We start from the raw sequence: 18975 nt of genomic DNA, 5'->3' as shown, positions 1-18975 counted from the left end.
TTTTCATGACATTGAGAAAAAAGGGAATGTTAGATTTTCGTATCAGCTTTACATAAGCTTGCTTGTTTACGGTTCCCTGCTTATCGGCAGGGTCTTTTGTTCAGATTTTAAAGACATCGTCTCGCGCTTGCGAAGGAGGAAAATGATGAGCAAAAATGTTACAGAAACGGTGGAAGAACTAGCTCTTCCCATCGTAAAAGAAATGAATGTAGAATTAGTGGATATTGAGTATGTAAAAGAAGGGTCCTCTTGGTTTTTACGTGTATTCGTCGATAAAGAAGGCGGCATAGACATCGAGGATTGCGGAACTGTAAGTGAAAAGTTAAGTGAAAAACTTGATGAATTAGATCCTATTCCTCATAACTATTTCCTGGAAGTTTCCTCTCCTGGTGCTGAACGCCCTCTAAAGAAGAAGGAAGACATCGAAAAATCGGTTGGTAAATATGTCAACATTAAAACGTATGAACCTATCGACGGCTTAAAGTCCTTTGAAGGTGATCTTCTGGATTTTGATGGAGAAACAATCAAACTCTCCATGACTATAAAAACACGTAAAAAGGAAGTTTCCATTCCATATCCAAAAGTAGCGAAAGCACGTTTGGCAGTCAGGTTCTAGAAAGAACCAGACAAACCGATTACACCAGTGTAAACGTAATGGGTTAAAAATATTATGAATGATAGGTATATTAAGGGGGACATGGTTGTATGAGCAGCGAGTTATTTGATGCTTTAACCCTGATGGAAAAGGAAAAGGGCATTAGCAAAGATGTAATTATTGAAGCGATTGAGGCTGCACTTATATCTGCTTACAAAAGAAACTTTAATCAAGCACAAAATGTACGAGTAGATATGAACCTGGAAACAGGAACAATGCGCGTATTTGCAAGAAAAGATGTAGTAGATGAGGTTTTTGATTCTCGTCTTGAGATCTCTGTTCAAGAAGCGCGTCAAATCAATCCAAACTACCAAGAAAATGATGTACTTGAGATTGAAGTTACACCAAAAGACTTCGGTCGTATTGCAGCGCAAACAGCAAAGCAAGTAGTAACGCAGCGAGTAAGAGAAGCAGAACGAGGAGTCATCTACTCTGAATATATCGAACGTGAAGAAGATATCATGACAGGGATTGTTCAGCGCCTAGACTCTAAATTTATTTATGTGAGTCTTGGAAAAATTGAGGCATTGTTGCCAGTTAATGAGCAAATGCCTAATGAACATTACAAACCTCATGATAGAATTAAAGTGTTCCTAACTAAAGTGGAAAAAACCACAAAAGGGCCACAAATTTTTGTTTCCCGTTCTCATCCAGGTCTTTTAAAACGCCTTTTTGAACTTGAAGTTCCAGAAATTTATGATGGCACTGTAGAAATTAAATCCGTTGCACGTGAAGCAGGAGACCGTTCAAAGATTTCTGTTCACTGTGATAATCCGGAAATCGATCCGGTAGGAGCTTGTGTTGGACCGAAAGGACAGAGGGTGCAAGCGATTGTGAACGAATTAAAAGGAGAGAAAATTGACATTGTTAGATGGTCAAAAGATCCTGTAGAGTTCGTTGCTAATGCATTAAGTCCTTCTAAGGTACTGGAAGTTCAAGTTAATGAAGAAGAAAAGGCAACAACAGTCATCGTACCTGATTACCAACTATCTTTGGCAATTGGTAAACGAGGACAAAACGCGAGACTTGCTGCTAAGTTAACAGGTTGGAAAATCGACATTAAGAGTGAGTCTGAAGCGGAAGAACTAGGAATTTACCCAAATCTTTCTTTATCAAAAAATGATACAGAAGATATGGATAATGAATTCTACGACGATGACAATTTTGAAGACTGATTTTTAAAAGAAGGTGAATCAGGTGAACAATCGCAAAAAAGTCCCTATGCGGAAATGTGTGGCAAGTCAAGAACTAAAGCCTAAAAAGGAATTGATTCGTATCGTCCGTTCAAAAGAAGGCGAAGTTTCAATTGACCCTACAGGGAAAAAGTCAGGCCGAGGGGCATATCTTGCGAGAAACAAGGAGAGCATCCTCCTTGCCAAAAAGAAAAACATCCTAGCCCGTCACCTGGAAGTAGCGATTGATGATTCATTGTATGATGAATTACTTCAGCTGGTAGAAACGGAGAATAACTCAACACATGAATAATCAATGGCTATCCATTGTCGGTCTTGCAACTAGAGCAAGAAAGACCATAACAGGGGAAGAACTTGTCATTAAAGAAGTGAGGGCAGGCAAGGCGAAGTTGGTGCTATTGGCTAGCGATGCTTCTGCCAACACGATGAAAAAATTACAAGATAAATGTAAGTACTATAACGTACCGATTAGAACGGTAGACGATCGGTATGAGTTAGGTCGAGCGATAGGAAAAGATGCGAGAGTTTCGGTCGCCATTCTTGATGAAGGGTTCGCCAACAAACTACTCACCATGCTCGATTAATCTTTGGGGGTGAATGTATGACGAAATTACGCGTGTACGAATACGCTAAACAAAAGAACGTATCAAGTAAAGATGTCATTACAAAACTAAAAGAAATGAATATTGAGGTATCAAACCATATGGCAACATTAGACGACGACACGATCCAAAAACTGAACGGCACAAATAAAACGGAAGCACCAAAGAAAGCAGCAACACAAAACACTGCTTCTGCACCTAAGAAACAAAATAACAACCAATCTCAAGGTGGTAACCAAGGCGGAAAAGGCAAAAACACCTCTTCAGCTAAAAAGCCATTTAACAACAGCAATAACAATAACTCCTCTAAAGGGAAAAAGAAACAAAACAGTAAACAAAACCAAAACCGCGGACAACATCAAGCTCCGCCACAACCAGTAAAGAAAAAAGAAACTCCTTCCAAAATTACCTTCACAGGTTCCTTAACAGTTGGAGAACTAGCGAACAAACTGAACAAAGAGCCATCTGAAATTATCAAAAAGCTCTTAATGCTTGGTGTTATGGCGACTATCAACCAGGATTTAGATAAAGATTCCATTGAGTTGATCGCAGGCGAGTACAATGTGGAAGTGGAAGAGGAAATCATCTTTGAAGTAACGGATTTTGAGGGATACGATTCTGAAGATACAGAAGAAGTAATGGAAGAGCGTCCTCCAGTCGTTACGATTATGGGTCACGTTGACCACGGTAAAACAACGCTTCTTGACTCCATCCGTAATACAAAGGTAACTGCAGGTGAAGCGGGTGGTATCACTCAGCACATCGGTGCGTACCAAGTAGAAGTGGAACAAGGGAAAAAAATCACGTTCCTTGATACTCCTGGACATGCTGCGTTCACAACTATGCGTTCCCGTGGAGCACAAGTGACAGATATCACAATCCTTGTTGTGGCAGCAGATGACGGTGTAATGCCTCAAACAGTGGAAGCAATCAACCATGCTAAAGCTGCAGAAGTACCAATTATCGTTGCTGTAAACAAAATGGATAAAGAAGCTGCCAATCCTGACCGTGTTATGCAGGAATTAACAGAGCATGGCCTTGTGTCAGAAGCTTGGGGTGGAGATACTATCTTTGTACCACTTTCCGCTTTAAGTGGAGAAGGCATTGATACATTGCTTGAAATGATCCTACTTGTTTCTGAAGTAGAAGAATATAAAGCTAACTCTAAACGTGCTGCACAGGGTACAGTTATTGAAGCTCAGCTTGATAAAGGAAGAGGTTCTGTCGCTACCCTTCTAGTTCAAAAAGGTACGCTACGTGTCGGAGATCCAATCGTAGTAGGTAACACGTTCGGTCGTGTTCGTGCAATGGTTAATGATCTTGGACGCCGCGTAAAGGAAGCTGGTCCATCTACACCAGTTGAAATCACTGGACTAAATGAAGTACCACAAGCTGGAGACAACTTCATGGTCTTTGCTGATGAGAAAACAGCTCGTAACGTAGGGGAAGCGCGTGCTCAAAAGCAACTTCAAGAACAACGCAGCGAAAAGACACGTGTAACACTTGATGACTTGTTCGAACAAATCAAACAAGGTGAAATGAAAGAAATCAACTTGATTGTGAAAGCGGACGTTCAAGGTTCTGTAGAAGCAATGGCTGCGTCCCTACAGAAGATTGATGTAGAAGGCGCTAAAGTGAAAATCATTCACACGGGCGTTGGAGCCATCACAGAATCTGATATTATCCTTGCTTCTGCATCCAATGCGATTGTCATTGGTTTCAACGTTCGCCCTGATGCAGGTGCGAAACGTACAGCTGATGCTGAGAGTGTTGACATCCGTCTGCACCGTATCATCTATAAAGCGATTGAAGAAATTGAAGCGGCAATGAAAGGTATGCTTGATCCAGAATTTGAAGAAAAAGTCATCGGTCAAGTAGAAGTACGCCAGACATTTAAAGTTTCAAAAGTTGGAACGATCGCTGGTGCATACGTAACAGAAGGTAAGATCACGCGTGATTCCAGCATTCGTCTAATCCGTGACGGAATTGTTATTTTTGAAGGGGAACTTGATACACTCAAGCGTTTCAAAGATGATGTGAAAGAAGTTGCGACAAACTACGAATGTGGTGTAACAATCAAGAACTTTAACGACATTAAAGAAGGCGACATCATCGAAGCGTACGTAATGCAAGAAATTGAAAGAAAATGATTGGATATATAGAGTGTGACTGTATGATCTATGATGCTCAATCTTTGAAGGAAAAAAGAGCAGTCCTTCAGCGTGTAATGACAAGGCTGAAGCAAAAGTTCAACATTTCTATCTCAGAGATTGATCATCAAGACGTATGGCAACGGACGAAGATTGGCATAGTATCCATCTCTTCTTCTAAATCCATCACCGAAAAAGAATTGCAAAAAGTACTCGACTACCTGGATTCTTTTCCAGAGATAGAACGGGCAGAAACTTCGCTTGATTGGCTTTAAAGGGGTGAAAGGTATGACACTCAGATCAAACAGAGTTGGAGAGCAAATGAAAAAAGAGCTTTCTGATATCATTGGTCGTAAAATCAAAGACCCTCGTGTAGGCTTTGTAACAGTAACGGATGTACAGGTTACTGGAGATCTTCAACAAGCCAAGGTTTTCATCTCTGTACTTGGAGACGATGAAAAAAGACAAGACACTTTGATTGGCTTGGCAAAAGCAAAAGGCTTCATCCGCAGTGAAATTGGACGCAGAATTCGCCTAAGAAAAACTCCAGAGCTTTTCTTCGAGTTTGACGAATCCATCGCTTACGGAAACCACATCGAAAGCCTGATCCATGAATTGAATAAAAGAGACTCTGATTCTGATGATGAAGAGTAAAAGAAAAGGATAGGCAGCAGTTGTCTATCCTTTTTGTTGACTCTAATGATATTTCGTATTGACTCATTGACTCCCTGTTGATTTCCGTTCCAGGTGTTCGCTTTCCGCGGGACGATGCTTGAGCCTCCTCACTTCGTTGCGGGGTCTCAACCTACCGTTACCCCCCGCAGGACAAGGAAAGCTTCGGCAGCAATTCATCGCACGAAGAAAATGCATTAGCATTTTCGAGGAGTCTCACACCTTGCACTTCAATCTACAGGGGATTACTTATTATAAAATGAAAGGAGTGTCCTATATGGATGGCATTCTTATTCTAAACAAACCAAAAGGGTTCACTTCGCATGACTGCGTATTTAAAGTGAGAAAAATTTTGAAAACAAAAAAAGTCGGCCACACAGGTACACTAGATCCAGAAGTGACAGGAGTGCTACCTATCTGCATCGGCAGGGCAACCAAAGTGGTAGAATTCCTGACGGCAGAACAAAAAACATACGTGGCTGAAGTCACAATTGGCACCGCAACAACAACAGAAGACCAGACAGGAGAAGTAGTGGAAGAAAAACGGGTGGACAACCCTATACCAAAAGAAAAAATACTTTCCGTCCTTCAACAGCTAAAAGGAGAAATTGAACAAACACCTCCAATGTATTCCGCTGTAAAAATTAACGGAAAAAAACTTTATGAATATGCAAGAGAAGGAAAGGTCATTGACAGGCCATCTAGAAAAGTAACCATTCATGATATTTTTCTGACAAGCGATATTACTTATGAAGAAGAAAAGGGCCAAGTTCGTTTCTCCTTTCAAGTAAACTGTAGTAAAGGTACTTATGTCAGAACCCTTGCTGTACAAATAGGAGAGCTGCTCGGATATCCTGCACATATGTCCTATTTGACCCGTATAACTTCAGGTAACTTTACCATCGACCATGCAATTACCCTAGAACAGCTAAGTGAGTTGGCTGAGCAGGGAGCTGTAGAAGAACATTTGCTGCCAATGGAAGAAGCACTAAGTTCATTGCCTAAGTTGGAAATTAGTGATAAAGTAGCAGAGAAAGTGTATAATGGTGCGGTTTTACCATATCCGGATAATATCAGTGATACAAATGAATACTTTAGTGTTTTCTACGATAATAAATGCTTGGCCATTTATATGAAACATCCTTCAAAGCCAGGGCTGATGAAGCCGAAAAAAGTTTTTCACGGCTGATTGGCGTAAATTGGCCTTGCATGATTAATTGAGATTTAGGTGATAATTGATGAAAGTTACGTATTTGGAGCATCCCCATTCTCTTACAAAAGAAGAGTGTATCCCTGCGACAGTCGCTCTCGGTTTTTTCGATGGTATTCATCTTGGACATCAAAAAGTCATTAAGAGTGCGCTGGCAAAAGCGAAAGAACTAGGAACTGCAAGCGCAGTAATGACGTTGGATCCGCATCCATCAGTCGTTTTAAGAAGAACGGTCCAGCATGTCCGTTACATAACCCCTCTTTCCGAAAAGATAAGACTTCTTGAATCATTAGGGGTGGACATTCTTTATGTGGTTAAATTTGACATGTCCTTTGCATCGCTTGTACCCCAGGACTTTGTAGATCAATATATTATTGGGCTCAATATCAAACATGTAGTAGCTGGATTTGATTATTCCTACGGCAGTCTTGGAAAAGGCACAATGGAGACACTGCCGTTTCATTCCAGACAACAATTTGATCAGACTGTTGTGGAGAAATATACAACAAATGACTTGAAAGTAAGTTCCACCTTCATAAGAGAACAGTTGAAGGAAGGAAAAGTTAATGAATTGCCGGATACTTTGGGAAGGTTTTATCAAGTACGAGGAAAAGTCGGACACGGAGAAAAACGGGGCAGGACCATTGGATTCCCTACTGCCAATGTTGTGCTTGACGATGACTATGTTATTCCCAGAACCGGTGTCTACACCGTGCGAATGTATGTGAATGATCAATGGGTGAATGGCGTGTGCAATGTCGGCTATAAACCGACTTTCCACAAGCAAGAGAAAGAAAGCCTTCCTTCCATTGAAGTACATCTGTTAAATTTTGATCAGCAGATCTATGGAACTGAAGTAATAATAGAATGGCATAATTGTATAAGGGAAGAAAAGAAGTTTTCGGGTATTGATGAACTTGTTGCTCAGATTAGAAAAGACAAGGGAATTGCGGAAGACTATTTTCAAAAAAACCTACACGATACTTGCTTTTTGACTTAAAAAGAGGTATGCTATTAAACGTACTAAAACCATTGCTTGGCAAGTCGAATCACCAACGCTTGCTCGGTAATAGGGGTTTTTACTATTAAGGAGGTGAATAGGATGGCTATTACACAAGAGCGTAAGCAAGAACTTATCAACGAGTTCAGAACTCACGAATCTGACACTGGATCTCCAGAAGTTCAGATCGCTGTCCTAACAGAACAGATCAACAACCTGAACGAGCATTTACGTACTCACAAGAAAGATCACCACTCACGTCGTGGTCTATTGAAAATGGTTGGTAAGCGTCGTAACTTACTTACTTACCTACGTAACAAAGATGTAACTCGTTACCGTGAACTAATCAACAAATTAGGTTTACGTCGATAAGTTTGTCAGAAAAAGCGGGAGAATTCCCGCTTTTTTATTAGTATTTTAGAAGTTATTTTCAAAAATTGCTTATAATCCTATAAAAAAGCGATTTTTTTCCTATACATGCTGGAATTCTATTGATATGTAGTAGTTATTTCGTTCATACTATACATAATACTAAAACTTATTTTCACATAGACTGTCCTACTAATAACATTCCGTTGAATGGATGCAGGTAGGAGAAGAAGGTCAATACATATGAAAGCTAGAGAGGGGTTAAACGAACTCATGGGACAAGATAAACAAGTCTTTTCTATCGACTGGGCTGGAAGAAACCTGACGGTAGAAGTAGGACAATTAGCAAAGCAAGCAAACGGAGCAGTAATGGTCCGCTACGGAGATACGGCTGTGCTTAGCACTGCAACCGCTTCAAAAGAACCGAAGAAATTAGATTTCTTTCCATTAACAGTTAACTATGAAGAAAGATTATACGCAGTAGGTAAAATTCCAGGTGGATTCATCAAAAGAGAAGGGCGTCCAAGTGAAAAAGCTGTATTGGCTAGCCGCTTGATTGACCGTCCAATTCGTCCGCTTTTTGCTGATGGTTTCCGTAACGAAGTACAAGTTATCAGCATCGTGATGAGTGTGGATCAGAACTGTTCATCCGAGATGGCAGCGATGTTCGGTTCTTCTTTGGCGCTTTCTGTTTCCGATATTCCTTTCCAAGGTCCGATCGCAGGTGTAACAGTAGGAAGAATCAACGACGAGTTCGTTATTAACCCTAATGTTGAACAACTTGAAAAGAGTGATATCAACTTGGTTGTAGCTGGAACGAAGGATGCAATTAACATGGTGGAAGCTGGTGCTGATGAAGTTCCGGAAGAAGTAATGTTAGAAGCAATCATGTTTGGTCATAACGAAATCAAACGTTTAATTGCCTTCCAAGAAGAAATTGTACAAGCAGTAGGTAAAGAAAAAACAGAAGTTACTCTTTATGAAGTAGATAAAAACCTTGAACATGAAATTCGTGCGCTTGCTGAAGAGAAGATGACAAAAGCTGTTCAAGTCTTTGAAAAACACGCACGTGAAGCTGCTATCAAAGAAGTAAAAGCAGAAGTTCTTGTACGCTATGAAGAGCAAGAAGTAGAAGCTGATGTGCTGAAGCAGGTTAACGAAATCTTAAGCATGCTAGTAAAAGAAGAAGTAAGAAGGCTTATTACGGAAGATAAAGTACGCCCAGATGGACGTAAGAGTGACGAGATCCGTCCGCTTGCTTCTGAAGTTGGTCTGTTGCCACGTACTCACGGTTCCGGCCTGTTTACACGTGGTCAAACTCAAGCCTTAAGTATCTGTACACTTGGAGCACTTGGTGATGTTCAGATTCTTGACGGATTGGGAATTGAAGAAGAAAAACGCTTTATGCACCACTATAACTTCCCATTATTCAGTGTTGGAGAAACAGGACCTTCGAGAGGACCTGGACGTCGTGAAATCGGACATGGTGCACTTGGGGAACGCGCACTTGAACCAGTAATTCCTTCCGAGAAAGACTTCCCTTATACTGTACGTCTTGTCTCAGAAGTTCTTGAGTCTAATGGTTCCACTTCTCAAGCTAGTATCTGTGCAAGTACACTTGCGATGATGGATGCTGGTGTACCTATTAAAGCTCCTGTAGCGGGTATCGCAATGGGATTAATTAAAAAAGGCGAGCATTATACGGTTCTTTCCGATATCCAAGGGATGGAAGATCACCTTGGAGATATGGACTTTAAAGTTGCTGGTACTGCTAAGGGTGTAACAGCACTGCAAATGGACATCAAAATTGAAGGTCTTTCCCGTGCTATTCTAGAAGAAGCGCTTCAGCAAGCTAAAATTGGGCGTATGCATATACTTGATTCTATGCTTGCTACAATTGATGAGTCTCGTAAAGAGCTTTCTCCTTATGCACCAAAGATCTTGATGATGAGCATCAACCCAGATAAGATTCGCGATGTTATTGGACCAAGCGGTAAACAAATCAATAAGATTATTGAAGAAACCGGTGTGAAAATTGACATTGAACAAGATGGAACAGTATTTATCTCTTCTATTAATATGGAGATGAATGATAAAGCGAAAAAAATCATTGAAGATATCGTACGCGAAGTCCAAGTAGGCGAGATCTACATGGGTAAAGTAAAACGTATTGAAAAATTCGGTGCATTCGTTGAGCTATTCAGTGGTAAAGACGGACTAGTCCACATTTCCGAACTTGCAGAAGAACGCGTGAAACAAGTTGAAGATGTTGTGAAACTTGGGGAAGAAGTTCTTGTAAAAGTAATGGAAATTGACAAGCAGGGAAGAGTAAATCTTTCTAGAAAAGTCCTTCTGAAAGAGCAAAAAGAAAAAAACGAACAAATGTCCTAATATAGGAGCCTGGTTTGACCACCGGGCTTTTTGCAGTACCTCCCCCATTTAAAATTTATTTATTGGGGGATGGTATGAAGCATGCTTTATTTGTTCTACCTTGTCCACTTCCTACATAAATTTTAAGTAGGAAGGAGTGGGTAGAATGAAAAGAAGTACGTTTCAACTGTTGGCATTTGTTATTATTGCATTTTTTACATATAACACGGTGAGTCAACCGTTTCAGGGTGATATAGCTTCTGTCCTTTCTAACGATATTGCAGAAGTTGCCAAGAAAAAGGATGCACTCTATGTGGAGATTGAAGAAAAGGCGGCTGCTTATGAAGTTGCCCCACAAGATGCTAAGATAGATAAGATCTGGAAGGCTCAACCGGGACTTAACGGATTAAAAGTAGACCTCGAAGCATCATATAAGAACATGAAAAAGAGCGGTGAATTTGACGAGAAAAAGCTTGTCATGAAGCAAATACCGCCGAAGATTCATCTCTCTGATTTACCACCATCTCCGATTTATCGGGGACACCCTGAAAAGCCAATGGTTTCGTTCCTGATAAATGTCGCTTGGGGAAATGAGCATATTCCAGGGATGCTAGAAACATTGAAAAATCATGGGGTAAAAGCAACCTTTTTTCTTGAAGGAAGATGGGTTAAAGAAAACCCTTCGATGGCTAAAATGATTATAGATGCTGGGCATGAAGTAGGGAATCATTCCTACACTCATCCTAATATGAAAACATTAGGAAGTACCGCAGTCAGGGAACAGCTTTTAAAAACAAATGAAGTTATTGAGGCAATCTCTGGCAGTAAAGTTACTTGGTTTGCACCTCCTAGTGGAAGCTACCGTGACGAGGTAGTAAACATCGCCCATGACATGAAACTAGGGACCATCATGTGGAGCGTAGACACGATTGATTGGCAGAAGCCAGAGCCTAATGTTCTCATTAATCGAGTGATGGGCAAGATCCATCCAGGAGCAATGGTTCTTATGCATCCTACGCCATCAACAGCAAACAGTTTGGAAACTCTTATTACATCCATAAAAGATAAAGGGCTTGAACTAGGAACGGTTTCTACTCTTTTAAGCGAAGAAAGAATTGTTCATCTCAACTAGATTTGGCAAACTTGAATAGGAGGATTATCGTTGCTTACTAAACATACATGTTCAAACGGAGTTAGAATCGTTTTAGAAAATATTCCACATGTCCGCTCGGTTGCGATTGGCGTATGGATTGGTACAGGTTCACGGAATGAAGATAACGTTAACAATGGTGTATCGCATTTCCTTGAGCATATGTTTTTTAAAGGAACAGAAACAAAAAATGCCCGTGAAATTGCTGAGGCTTTCGATTCAATCGGAGGGCAGGTTAATGCATTCACTTCAAAGGAATACACATGTTATTATGCAAAAGTAATGGATGAACATTCTTCCTATGCACTTGGCGTTTTAGCAGATATGTTTTTCCATTCAATCTTTGATGAAGAAGAATTGAAAAAAGAAAAAAATGTTGTGTACGAAGAAATCAAAATGTATGAAGATGCACCAGATGATATCGTTCATGACGTATTGGCAAGGGCATCCTACGGAAATCATCCTTTAGGTTATCCTATATTAGGAACGGAAGAAACGTTATCTGCCTTTAACGGCGATACATTGCGTGAATATATGAAGGAAACCTATACTCCAGACAATGTGGTCATTTCAGTAGCTGGTAATATTGATGAGTCTTTTGTCAAAGAGATTGAAAACCTATTTGGAAGTTATGAAACTGGTCACTCTAAGCGTGAGTATGTAAAACCTTCCTTTGAAACCGGACGAATCGCAAAAAAGAAAACGACTGAACAGGCTCATCTCTGTATCGGTTACGACGGGCTTCAAATTGGGGATAAAGATATTTACAATTTGATTGTATTGAACAATGTCCTTGGAGGCAGTATGAGCAGTCGTCTTTTCCAGGATGTAAGGGAGGAACGCGGACTTGCATATTCCGTCTATTCCTACCACTCCACCTTCCAAGACAACGGAATGCTTACCATTTATGGTGGTACTGGCAGCAACCAATTAGATCTGTTGTTTGAAACCATACAACAAACACTTAACACGCTTAAACGCGACGGGATTACAAAAAAAGAGCTGGTTAACAGTAAAGAGCAAATTAAAGGCAGTCTAATGTTGAGTCTTGAGAGAACAAATAGTCGGATGAGCAGAAACGGAAAGAATGAGCTTCTCCTCGGAAGACATCGCTCCCTTGATGATATATTAGAAAGAATCAATAGTATTACAGAGGAATCTGTCAATAACTTGGCAACCAAGATTTTTACAGATGAATACTCGGTTGCTTTGATCAGTCCTAGCGGGGAAATGCCTAAATCAATTCAAGAAAAATAATATGATGCCTGCCATTTTCTAATGGCAGGTTTTTTTTTGGACGTCTTCTAATATAGATAATATAGGAGGTGTTTTTTAATATGAGGTTAAGTGAAATGAGCGGAAAGGAAATAGTCGATGTGAAACGGGCAGAACGTCTAGGCATACTCGGTCATACAGATCTTGAGATCAACGAAAATACCGGTGAAATACGTTCTCTCATTATTCCTTCATTGAAATGGTTTGGATTGAAGAAAGAAGGCAGTGATATTCGTGTACCGTGGAATCACATTAAAAAGATTGGTACAGATATGATTATTATTGATATTCCTGAAGAGGAAGAGTAAAATGACTCGGCGCGAGCTGGGTCTTTTTTGTTTTTAGAGTTCTATAAGCCCCGAAAGCAAGTATCACACGGCTTTCGGTAGTATAGAAGTGCTCTATATGCCCGAAAGATAAGGAGCTCAAGATCTTCGGTAGTATAGAAGCGCTCTATAAGCCCGAACGGCAAGGATTTCAAGAGCTTCGGTAATATAGAAGCGTTCTATAAGCCCGAACGGCAAGGATTTCAGGAGCTTCGGTAGTATAGAAGCGTTCTATAAGCCCGAACGGCAGGGTTTACGTGGATTTTGGTAGTATAGAAGCCCTCTATAAGCCCGAACGGCAGGGTTTACATGGATTTCGGTAGTATAGAAGCGTTCTATCTGCACCCAAATTATAAATCATGCCAATAGTTCAACAACCTCCATTCAAACTTCTCACTAAAGAACCCCCACTAGCAAACTCTTCCCTTTCTCCTTTGATTCAAGCACAGATTTTCCATAGGTTACATAAGATGTGGAAGTAAGAAAAACTTGAGCCAGATTTACAAACTTTCACGAAGTAGAAGAAGGTGAACGATATATGCTGACCGGTTTGCACATAGCTGTCATTGGCGGTGATGCAAGGCAGCTGGAAGTGATACGTAAGCTTATTGAGCTAGACGCGAAGCTTTCGCTTGTAGGATTTGACCAATTAGATCACGGCTTTACTGGTGCTTCAAAGGAGCAGATGAATGAAGTAGATTTTTCGACTGTCAATGCCATTATCCTTCCTGTACCCGGCACAAATTTAGAGGGGCAGGTTGATACAATTTTCTCAAACGAAAAAATTGTGCTGACGGAGGAAATAGTCAAAAATACACCTGATCACTGTACCATTTATTCAGGAATCACCAATCCGTATTTGAATCAACTGGTTGCAAGTACAAATAGGAAGTTGGTTCAATTGTTTGATCGTGATGATGTTGCCATCTATAATGCGATTCCGACTGTGGAAGGTACCATCATGATGGTGATTCAACATACAGATATTACGATCCATAACTCCAATGTAGCGGTGCTGGGATTAGGGAGAGTAGGAATGAGTGTAGCACGAACCTTTGCCGCACTCGGTGCCAATGTACGTGTAGGCGCTAGAAAGTCAGAACATATTGCCCGTATATTTGAGATGGGCGTGACTCCTTTTTATCTAAACGACTTGGCTGAGAATGTCACAGATGTCGATGTCTGTATAAATACTATTCCACACCAAATCGTTACATCGGATGTAATCTCTAAAATGCCTGCTCATACTCTCATTATCGATTTGGCATCCAAACCAGGAGGTACTGATTTCCGGTATGCAGAAAAAAGAGGAATTAAAGCATTATTAGCTCCAGGTCTTCCAGGAATTGTTGCTCCGAAAACTGCGGGGCAGATCGTGGCGAATGTTTTGTCACAATTACTTAAAGAAGAAATGGAAGGGAGAAAGGGGAATTAACCATGCAATTAAAAGGAAAACGGCTAGGTTTTGGTTTAACGGGGTCTCATTGTACGTATGATGCAGTTATACCGGAAATACAAAAACTACTTGATGCTGGTGCTGAAGTGAGGCCAGTAGTTACTTCGACCGTTCAACATACAAACACAAGATTCGGTCAAGGGGAAGATTGGATTAAATTGATTGAAGACATGACAGGATTTAAAGTGATAGATTCCATTGTAAAAGCAGAACCGCTTGGACCGAAGATTCCATTGGATTGTATGATCATTGCCCCTTTAACCGGGAACTCAATGAGTAAATTGGCTAATGCGCTAACAGATTCACCTGTACTAATGGCTGCAAAGGCAACACTGCGGAATCATAACCCTGTAGTCTTAGGGATATCAACCAATGATGCCCTTGGATTAAACGGATTAAATTTGATGAGATTAATGGCTACCAAAAATATATACTTTATTCCTTATGGGCAAGATGCGCCGGACAAAAAACCAAATTCCATGGTTGCAAGAATGAGCATGCTCATGCCAACAGTAGAGCATGCATTAGAGCATAAACAAATACAACCAGTCATCGTGGAAAGGTATAAAGACGATTTATAATAAAATTTGTTCAGAAGAGAAGAAAAGTAAGAATTTCTTCTCTTCTTTATTTCAGTAATATGATAAAATTAGAAACTATATATGAATATTTATTCTGAAAGCTCAGTGAAATATTAATAGAGCTATTTTTAAAATGGAGAGGTGCTTAATAGATGAGTGGTTTACATGTAGCAGTTGTAGGCGCAACAGGAGCAGTAGGACAGCAAATGCTTCATACATTAGAAGAGAGAAATTTCCCGGTTAAGAAGCTTACGCTATTATCTTCGGAGCGCTCTGCAGGTAAAAAAGTACTATTTAAAGGGGAAGAAGTGACAATTGAAGTTGCGACACCTGATAAATTTGAGGGTGTTCATATAGCATTGTTCAGTGCAGGAGGAAGTGTTTCCAAGGAGCTTGCGCCTGAAGCGGCGAAGCGTGGAGCAATAGTGGTTGATAACACTAGTTTCTTCCGTATGGATCCGAATGTACCATTAGTAGTTCCAGAAGTAAATGAAGAAGACATCAAATCCCATAATGGAATCATTGCCAACCCAAATTGCTCTACTATTCAAATGGTGGTTGCACTAGAGCCAATCAGGAAGTCATTTGGTCTAACTAAGGTTATTGTCAGCACTTATCAAGCAGTATCGGGAGCAGGTGCGGCGGCAATTGAAGAACTTGAATCCCAATCTCAGGCCATTTTAAATAATGAAGCATTCACACCAAGCATTCTACCTGTAAAAGGTGACAAGAAACATTATCAAATCGCGTTCAATGCCATTCCACAGATTGATAAGTTTGAAGAGAATGGTTTTACTTTTGAAGAATTAAAAATGATAAACGAAACGAAAAAAATTATGCACGACCAAAACTTACAGGTTGCAGCTACTTGTGTACGTCTTCCGGTTGTAACAGGACATTCTGAGTCTGTATATATTGAAGTAGAAGACGAAAATGTGACTGTTCAAGACTTAAAGGCGTTGCTTGAAAAAGCTCCTGGCGTTGTACTGCAAGACAATCCTGCAGAACAAGTTTACCCGATGCCTGCTGATTGTGTAGGTTCTAACGACGTGTTTGTCGGACGAATCAGGAAGGACTTAGATAACAAAAAAGGCTTCCATTTATGGATTGTATCTGACAACTTGTTAAAAGGTGCAGCTTGGAATTCCGTACAAATAGCAGAGAGCTTAGTGAAACTCGGCGTAATCAAACAATAACAAGATAAAGAAAAGGTCTTTAAGAGACCTTTTCTTTTCGGAAGAAAGTCCGGTTTCCACCCATCGCTATTCTTGAACAGTGTGCGCCTTCTTGGAAGGTACTATTTTCATCACATCTTTCGTATGTATTAAGGATGTTTCAAAACCGCGATGAGGTGTCAATATATGAAAATAATAGTTCAAAAGTTTGGTGGAACGTCAGTAAGGGATGAAGCCAGTAGACATGCTGCAGTCAACCATATAAAAAAGGCAGTGAACGATGGATACAAAGTGGTCGTCGTCGTATCCGCCATGGGAAGAAAAGGGGAGCCCTACGCAACTGACACCCTTTTAAACCTTGTGGAACCAGGTAAGAACAACGTGTCAAAGCGTGAAATAGATATGCTATTATCTTGTGGAGAAATTATCTCTTCCATTGTATTCAGTAGCCTGTTGCAAAAGGAAGGAATTTCTGCAACTGCATTAAACGGTCCACAGGCTGGGTTTCGAACCAATAACGACCACACAAATGCCCGTATCATTGAAATGAAATGTGAGAGACTTCTTGAAATGCTAGAATTGCACCAAGTGGTAGTTGTGGCAGGATTCCAAGGGGAAACGAAGAACGGAGATATTTCCACCATTGGGCGTGGAGGAAGTGATACTTCAGCTGCCGCATTAGGTGCAGCCCTTCATGCAGAATGGATTGATATTTTTACAGATGTGGAAGGGGTCATGACAGCAGATCCGCGCATTGTAAAAGATGCTTCTCCATTACCTGTTGTCACCTATAACGAAATATGTAACATGGCATACCAAGGGGCTAAAGTGATTCATCCGCGTGCCGTGGAAATTGCAATGCAAGCAAAGATTCCAATTCGTATAAGGTCTACTTATTCCAACTCAACTGGTACATTAGTGACCTCGCTAGATAGAATGGGAAAAGGTGCAGATGTAAAGGACCGCTTAATCACGGGAATAGCCCATGTACCTAATGTCACACAAATAAAGGTCTTTGCAAAAGAGGGCAATTATGGCATTCAAACCGAAGTCTTTCGCGCAATGGCCAATGAACAAATTAGCGTCGACTTTTTCAATATCTCACCTACTAGTGTGGTTTATACCGTTACTGATGAAATGAGTGAAAAAGCGATAAATGTACTGCAGAAATTGGGGTATGAACCAAAAGTAAATCGCCACTGTGCAAAAGTTGCAACAGTTGGAGCGGGGATGACAGGTGTACCAGGGGTAACGTCGAAAATAGTAACAGCACTCTCGGAACTCGGGATACAAATTCTTCAATCCGCAGATAGCCATACCACAATCTGGGTACTTGTAAAACAAGAAGATATGATTAAAGCGGTGAATGCTTTACACAAGGCTTTCAATTTAGCAAGAAAACAAATAACGATTATACATCCAACCGCTGAAGAAGGAGAGAAAACAGTTCATGATTAACTTTGGTAAAGTTTCAACAGCTATGGTGACTCCATTTGATAATAAAGGAAACATAGATTTCGAGAAAACAACACAATTGATCAACTATCTTATAAAAAACGGTACGGATTCCGTTGTTGTTGCCGGAACAACAGGAGAATCTCCTACACTATCAACAGAAGAAAAGCTTGCCCTTTTCGCTCATGTTGTAAAGGTTGTCGACGGTAGAATCCCAGTAATTGCAGGCACGGGAAGCAATAACACCAGAGCATCCATTGACCTTACCAAAAAAGCGGAGGCAGCAGGTGTTGATGCCATCATGTTAGTAGCACCATACTACAATAAGCCAAGTCAAGAAGGGCTATATCAACATTTTAGTACCATAGCATCTGAAACTTCACTGCCTGTGATGTTATACAATATACCTGGTAGGTCAGTTGTTAATATGTCGGTTGAAACGATTGTTCGCCTTTCTGAGATTGATAACATCGTTGCTGTTAAAGAAGCAAGCGGAAATCTAGATGCTATGACGGAAATCATTGCAAATACACCGGATGAATTTGTCCTGTACAGTGGTGATGACGGCTTAACATTGCCGGTGCTTTCGATCGGAGGAAATGGTGTAGTATCTGTAGCGTCACATGTGTTAGGAAATGAAATGCAAGAGATGATTCGTTCTTTTGAGGCAGGAGAACTTGCGAGTGCTGCGAAACAGCATCAAACGTTGTTACCTGTCATGAAGGGATTATTCAGTGCACCAAGCCCTTCCCCTGTAAAAACAGCCCTTCAATTAAAAGGAATGGATGTCGGCGGTGTCAGACTTCCATTGGTGCCGTTAACAGAACAGGAAAGAAATACGTTAACCAAACTTATAGAAACTATCTAATATGCAAAAAAACCAAGGCTTAATAGGAAGCTTTGGTTTTTTTTTGAGAAAAATTTTGATAACTGTTGATTTCCGTTCCAGGCTCTTCGCTTGCCTGCGGGCGGTCCGTGAGCCTCCTCACTCCGTTGAGGGGTCTCACCTGTCCCTTCCTCCCGCGGGCGTCTACGCGCCTTCCACTACAATCAACTTGGCTACTGCATTTACCTAAAGGTTTATGAAGACTATGTACCTGAGTAAACTCAAAAAGCAGTAACGTTTCGTCATAGCAATCTATAGCTGTTGATTGGAGCAAAAGGCGGAGACTCCTGAGGGAGATAGTGCTAGGTGGAGACCCCGCAGGCGTACTCTGCACCCCTATTGTTGGACACACCATCTAACAATAGGAGGTGTAGTCCAAATGACTATATTCACCAAGGAGGAAAAACTCCTTGCCGCAAGACGTTACTTGGATGATTTATATAGTTACCG

The 18975-nt window shown here is 40.7% G+C and carries 19 protein-coding genes; all 19 read left to right on the top strand.

The window, feature by feature from the left end; translation table 11 throughout:
- The first annotated feature begins 145 nt into the window (after positions 1-145).
- The 19 genes from rimP to dapA all read left to right on the top strand — a co-directional run bounded on the left by rimP (position 146) and on the right by dapA (position 18507).
- Positions 146-616 carry a ribosome maturation factor RimP gene (rimP, locus tag HF078_RS17530; protein ID WP_010193320.1) on the top strand — a complete coding sequence of 157 codons (471 nt, stop codon included), beginning with the start codon at positions 146-148 and terminating at the stop codon, positions 614-616.
- Between the two features lie 89 nt (positions 617-705).
- Positions 706-1830: a transcription termination factor NusA gene (gene nusA / locus HF078_RS17525; protein ID WP_168863763.1), complete on the top strand. Its 1125-nt coding sequence runs from the start codon at positions 706-708 to the stop codon at positions 1828-1830.
- Between the two features lie 22 nt (positions 1831-1852).
- Positions 1853-2140: an RNase P modulator RnpM gene (rnpM, locus tag HF078_RS17520; protein ID WP_010193317.1), complete on the top strand. Its 288-nt coding sequence runs from the start codon at positions 1853-1855 to the stop codon at positions 2138-2140.
- Entirely contained in the window at positions 2133-2432 is a 300-nt protein-coding gene (locus tag HF078_RS17515; protein ID WP_169292312.1) for a YlxQ family RNA-binding protein, read from the top strand. Before rnpM ends, HF078_RS17515 begins: the two co-directional genes overlap by 8 nt.
- A 17-nt stretch (positions 2433-2449) precedes the next feature.
- Positions 2450-4600 carry a translation initiation factor IF-2 gene (gene infB / locus HF078_RS17510; protein WP_169292311.1) on the top strand — a complete coding sequence of 717 codons (2151 nt, stop codon included), beginning with the start codon at positions 2450-2452 and terminating at the stop codon, positions 4598-4600.
- Complete coding sequence (locus tag HF078_RS17505) at positions 4597-4875, top strand: DUF503 domain-containing protein (RefSeq protein WP_060665935.1); 279 nt, start codon at positions 4597-4599, stop codon at positions 4873-4875. The genes infB and HF078_RS17505 overlap by 4 nt, the downstream gene beginning before the upstream one ends.
- A 13-nt stretch (positions 4876-4888) precedes the next feature.
- Positions 4889-5254 carry a 30S ribosome-binding factor RbfA gene (gene rbfA / locus HF078_RS17500; RefSeq protein ID WP_060665936.1) on the top strand — a complete coding sequence of 122 codons (366 nt, stop codon included), beginning with the start codon at positions 4889-4891 and terminating at the stop codon, positions 5252-5254.
- Between the two features lie 295 nt (positions 5255-5549).
- Positions 5550-6461: a tRNA pseudouridine(55) synthase TruB gene (gene truB / locus HF078_RS17495; protein WP_169292310.1), complete on the top strand. Its 912-nt coding sequence runs from the start codon at positions 5550-5552 to the stop codon at positions 6459-6461.
- Between the two features lie 49 nt (positions 6462-6510).
- Entirely contained in the window at positions 6511-7482 is a 972-nt protein-coding gene (gene ribF / locus HF078_RS17490) for a bifunctional riboflavin kinase/FAD synthetase (protein ID WP_169292309.1), read from the top strand.
- 102 nt (positions 7483-7584) lie between these two features.
- Positions 7585-7854, top strand: coding sequence for a 30S ribosomal protein S15 (rpsO, locus tag HF078_RS17485; protein ID WP_010193305.1), 270 nt, complete (start codon positions 7585-7587; stop codon positions 7852-7854).
- Between the two features lie 270 nt (positions 7855-8124).
- Positions 8125-10242 (top strand): polyribonucleotide nucleotidyltransferase, encoded by a 2118-nt coding sequence (gene pnp / locus HF078_RS17480; protein ID WP_169292350.1) that lies wholly within the window; start codon positions 8125-8127, stop codon positions 10240-10242.
- Between the two features lie 145 nt (positions 10243-10387).
- On the top strand, positions 10388-11353 hold the full coding sequence (locus tag HF078_RS17475; RefSeq protein ID WP_169292308.1) for a polysaccharide deacetylase family protein: 966 nt from the start codon (positions 10388-10390) through the stop codon (positions 11351-11353).
- Positions 11354-11383: 30 nt separating this feature from the next.
- Positions 11384-12628 (top strand): M16 family metallopeptidase, encoded by a 1245-nt coding sequence (locus tag HF078_RS17470; RefSeq protein ID WP_169292307.1) that lies wholly within the window; start codon positions 11384-11386, stop codon positions 12626-12628.
- Between the two features lie 80 nt (positions 12629-12708).
- Complete coding sequence (locus HF078_RS17465; protein WP_010193298.1) at positions 12709-12954, top strand: YlmC/YmxH family sporulation protein; 246 nt, start codon at positions 12709-12711, stop codon at positions 12952-12954.
- 556 nt (positions 12955-13510) lie between these two features.
- Positions 13511-14407, top strand: a complete 897-nt coding sequence (gene dpaA / locus HF078_RS17460) for a dipicolinic acid synthetase subunit A (RefSeq protein ID WP_169292306.1) — start codon at positions 13511-13513, stop codon at positions 14405-14407.
- Positions 14408-14409: 2 nt separating this feature from the next.
- On the top strand, positions 14410-15009 hold the full coding sequence (locus HF078_RS17455) for a dipicolinate synthase subunit B (RefSeq protein WP_010193296.1): 600 nt from the start codon (positions 14410-14412) through the stop codon (positions 15007-15009).
- 152 nt (positions 15010-15161) lie between these two features.
- On the top strand, positions 15162-16205 hold the full coding sequence (asd, locus tag HF078_RS17450; RefSeq protein WP_169292305.1) for an aspartate-semialdehyde dehydrogenase: 1044 nt from the start codon (positions 15162-15164) through the stop codon (positions 16203-16205).
- A gap of 165 nt (positions 16206-16370) precedes the next feature.
- The gene (dapG, locus tag HF078_RS17445) at positions 16371-17642 is read left to right on the top strand and encodes an aspartate kinase (protein WP_169292304.1); all 1272 of its coding nucleotides are present in this window, start codon (positions 16371-16373) and stop codon (positions 17640-17642) included.
- Positions 17635-18507, top strand: a complete 873-nt coding sequence (gene dapA / locus HF078_RS17440) for a 4-hydroxy-tetrahydrodipicolinate synthase (protein WP_169292303.1) — start codon at positions 17635-17637, stop codon at positions 18505-18507. The genes dapG and dapA overlap by 8 nt, the downstream gene beginning before the upstream one ends.
- Positions 18508-18975 lie beyond the last annotated feature (468 nt).

This window comes from Bacillus sp. RO2 (genome assembly GCF_012911845.1).
Taxonomy (GTDB): Bacteria; Bacillota; Bacilli; order Bacillales; family Bacillaceae_I; genus Sutcliffiella_A.
The sequence above is the reverse complement of the archived record's forward strand: the minus strand, read 5'-3'. Positions and strand labels throughout refer to the sequence as shown.

Excerpts from the sequence above, each read along its gene's own strand:
- HF078_RS17475 (WP_169292308.1), top strand. The coding sequence starts at position 10,388 with ATGAAAAGAAGTACGTTTCAACTGTTGGCATTTGTTATTATTGCATTT.
- dapG (WP_169292304.1), top strand. The coding sequence starts at position 16,371 with ATGAAAATAATAGTTCAAAAGTTTGGTGGAACGTCAGTAAGGGATGAA.
- rpsO (WP_010193305.1), top strand. The coding sequence starts at position 7,585 with ATGGCTATTACACAAGAGCGTAAGCAAGAACTTATCAACGAGTTCAGA.
- rimP (WP_010193320.1), top strand. The coding sequence starts at position 146 with ATGAGCAAAAATGTTACAGAAACGGTGGAAGAACTAGCTCTTCCCATC.
- pnp (WP_169292350.1), top strand. The coding sequence starts at position 8,125 with ATGGGACAAGATAAACAAGTCTTTTCTATCGACTGGGCTGGAAGAAAC.
- dapA (WP_169292303.1), top strand. The coding sequence starts at position 17,635 with ATGATTAACTTTGGTAAAGTTTCAACAGCTATGGTGACTCCATTTGAT.
- HF078_RS17465 (WP_010193298.1), top strand. The coding sequence starts at position 12,709 with ATGAGGTTAAGTGAAATGAGCGGAAAGGAAATAGTCGATGTGAAACGG.
- HF078_RS17505 (WP_060665935.1), top strand. The coding sequence starts at position 4,597 with ATGATTGGATATATAGAGTGTGACTGTATGATCTATGATGCTCAATCT.
- HF078_RS17455 (WP_010193296.1), top strand. The coding sequence starts at position 14,410 with ATGCAATTAAAAGGAAAACGGCTAGGTTTTGGTTTAACGGGGTCTCAT.
- infB (WP_169292311.1), top strand. The coding sequence starts at position 2,450 with ATGACGAAATTACGCGTGTACGAATACGCTAAACAAAAGAACGTATCA.
- ribF (WP_169292309.1), top strand. The coding sequence starts at position 6,511 with ATGAAAGTTACGTATTTGGAGCATCCCCATTCTCTTACAAAAGAAGAG.
- HF078_RS17515 (WP_169292312.1), top strand. The coding sequence starts at position 2,133 with ATGAATAATCAATGGCTATCCATTGTCGGTCTTGCAACTAGAGCAAGA.
- rbfA (WP_060665936.1), top strand. The coding sequence starts at position 4,889 with ATGACACTCAGATCAAACAGAGTTGGAGAGCAAATGAAAAAAGAGCTT.
- truB (WP_169292310.1), top strand. The coding sequence starts at position 5,550 with ATGGATGGCATTCTTATTCTAAACAAACCAAAAGGGTTCACTTCGCAT.
- nusA (WP_168863763.1), top strand. The coding sequence starts at position 706 with ATGAGCAGCGAGTTATTTGATGCTTTAACCCTGATGGAAAAGGAAAAG.
- asd (WP_169292305.1), top strand. The coding sequence starts at position 15,162 with ATGAGTGGTTTACATGTAGCAGTTGTAGGCGCAACAGGAGCAGTAGGA.
- dpaA (WP_169292306.1), top strand. The coding sequence starts at position 13,511 with ATGCTGACCGGTTTGCACATAGCTGTCATTGGCGGTGATGCAAGGCAG.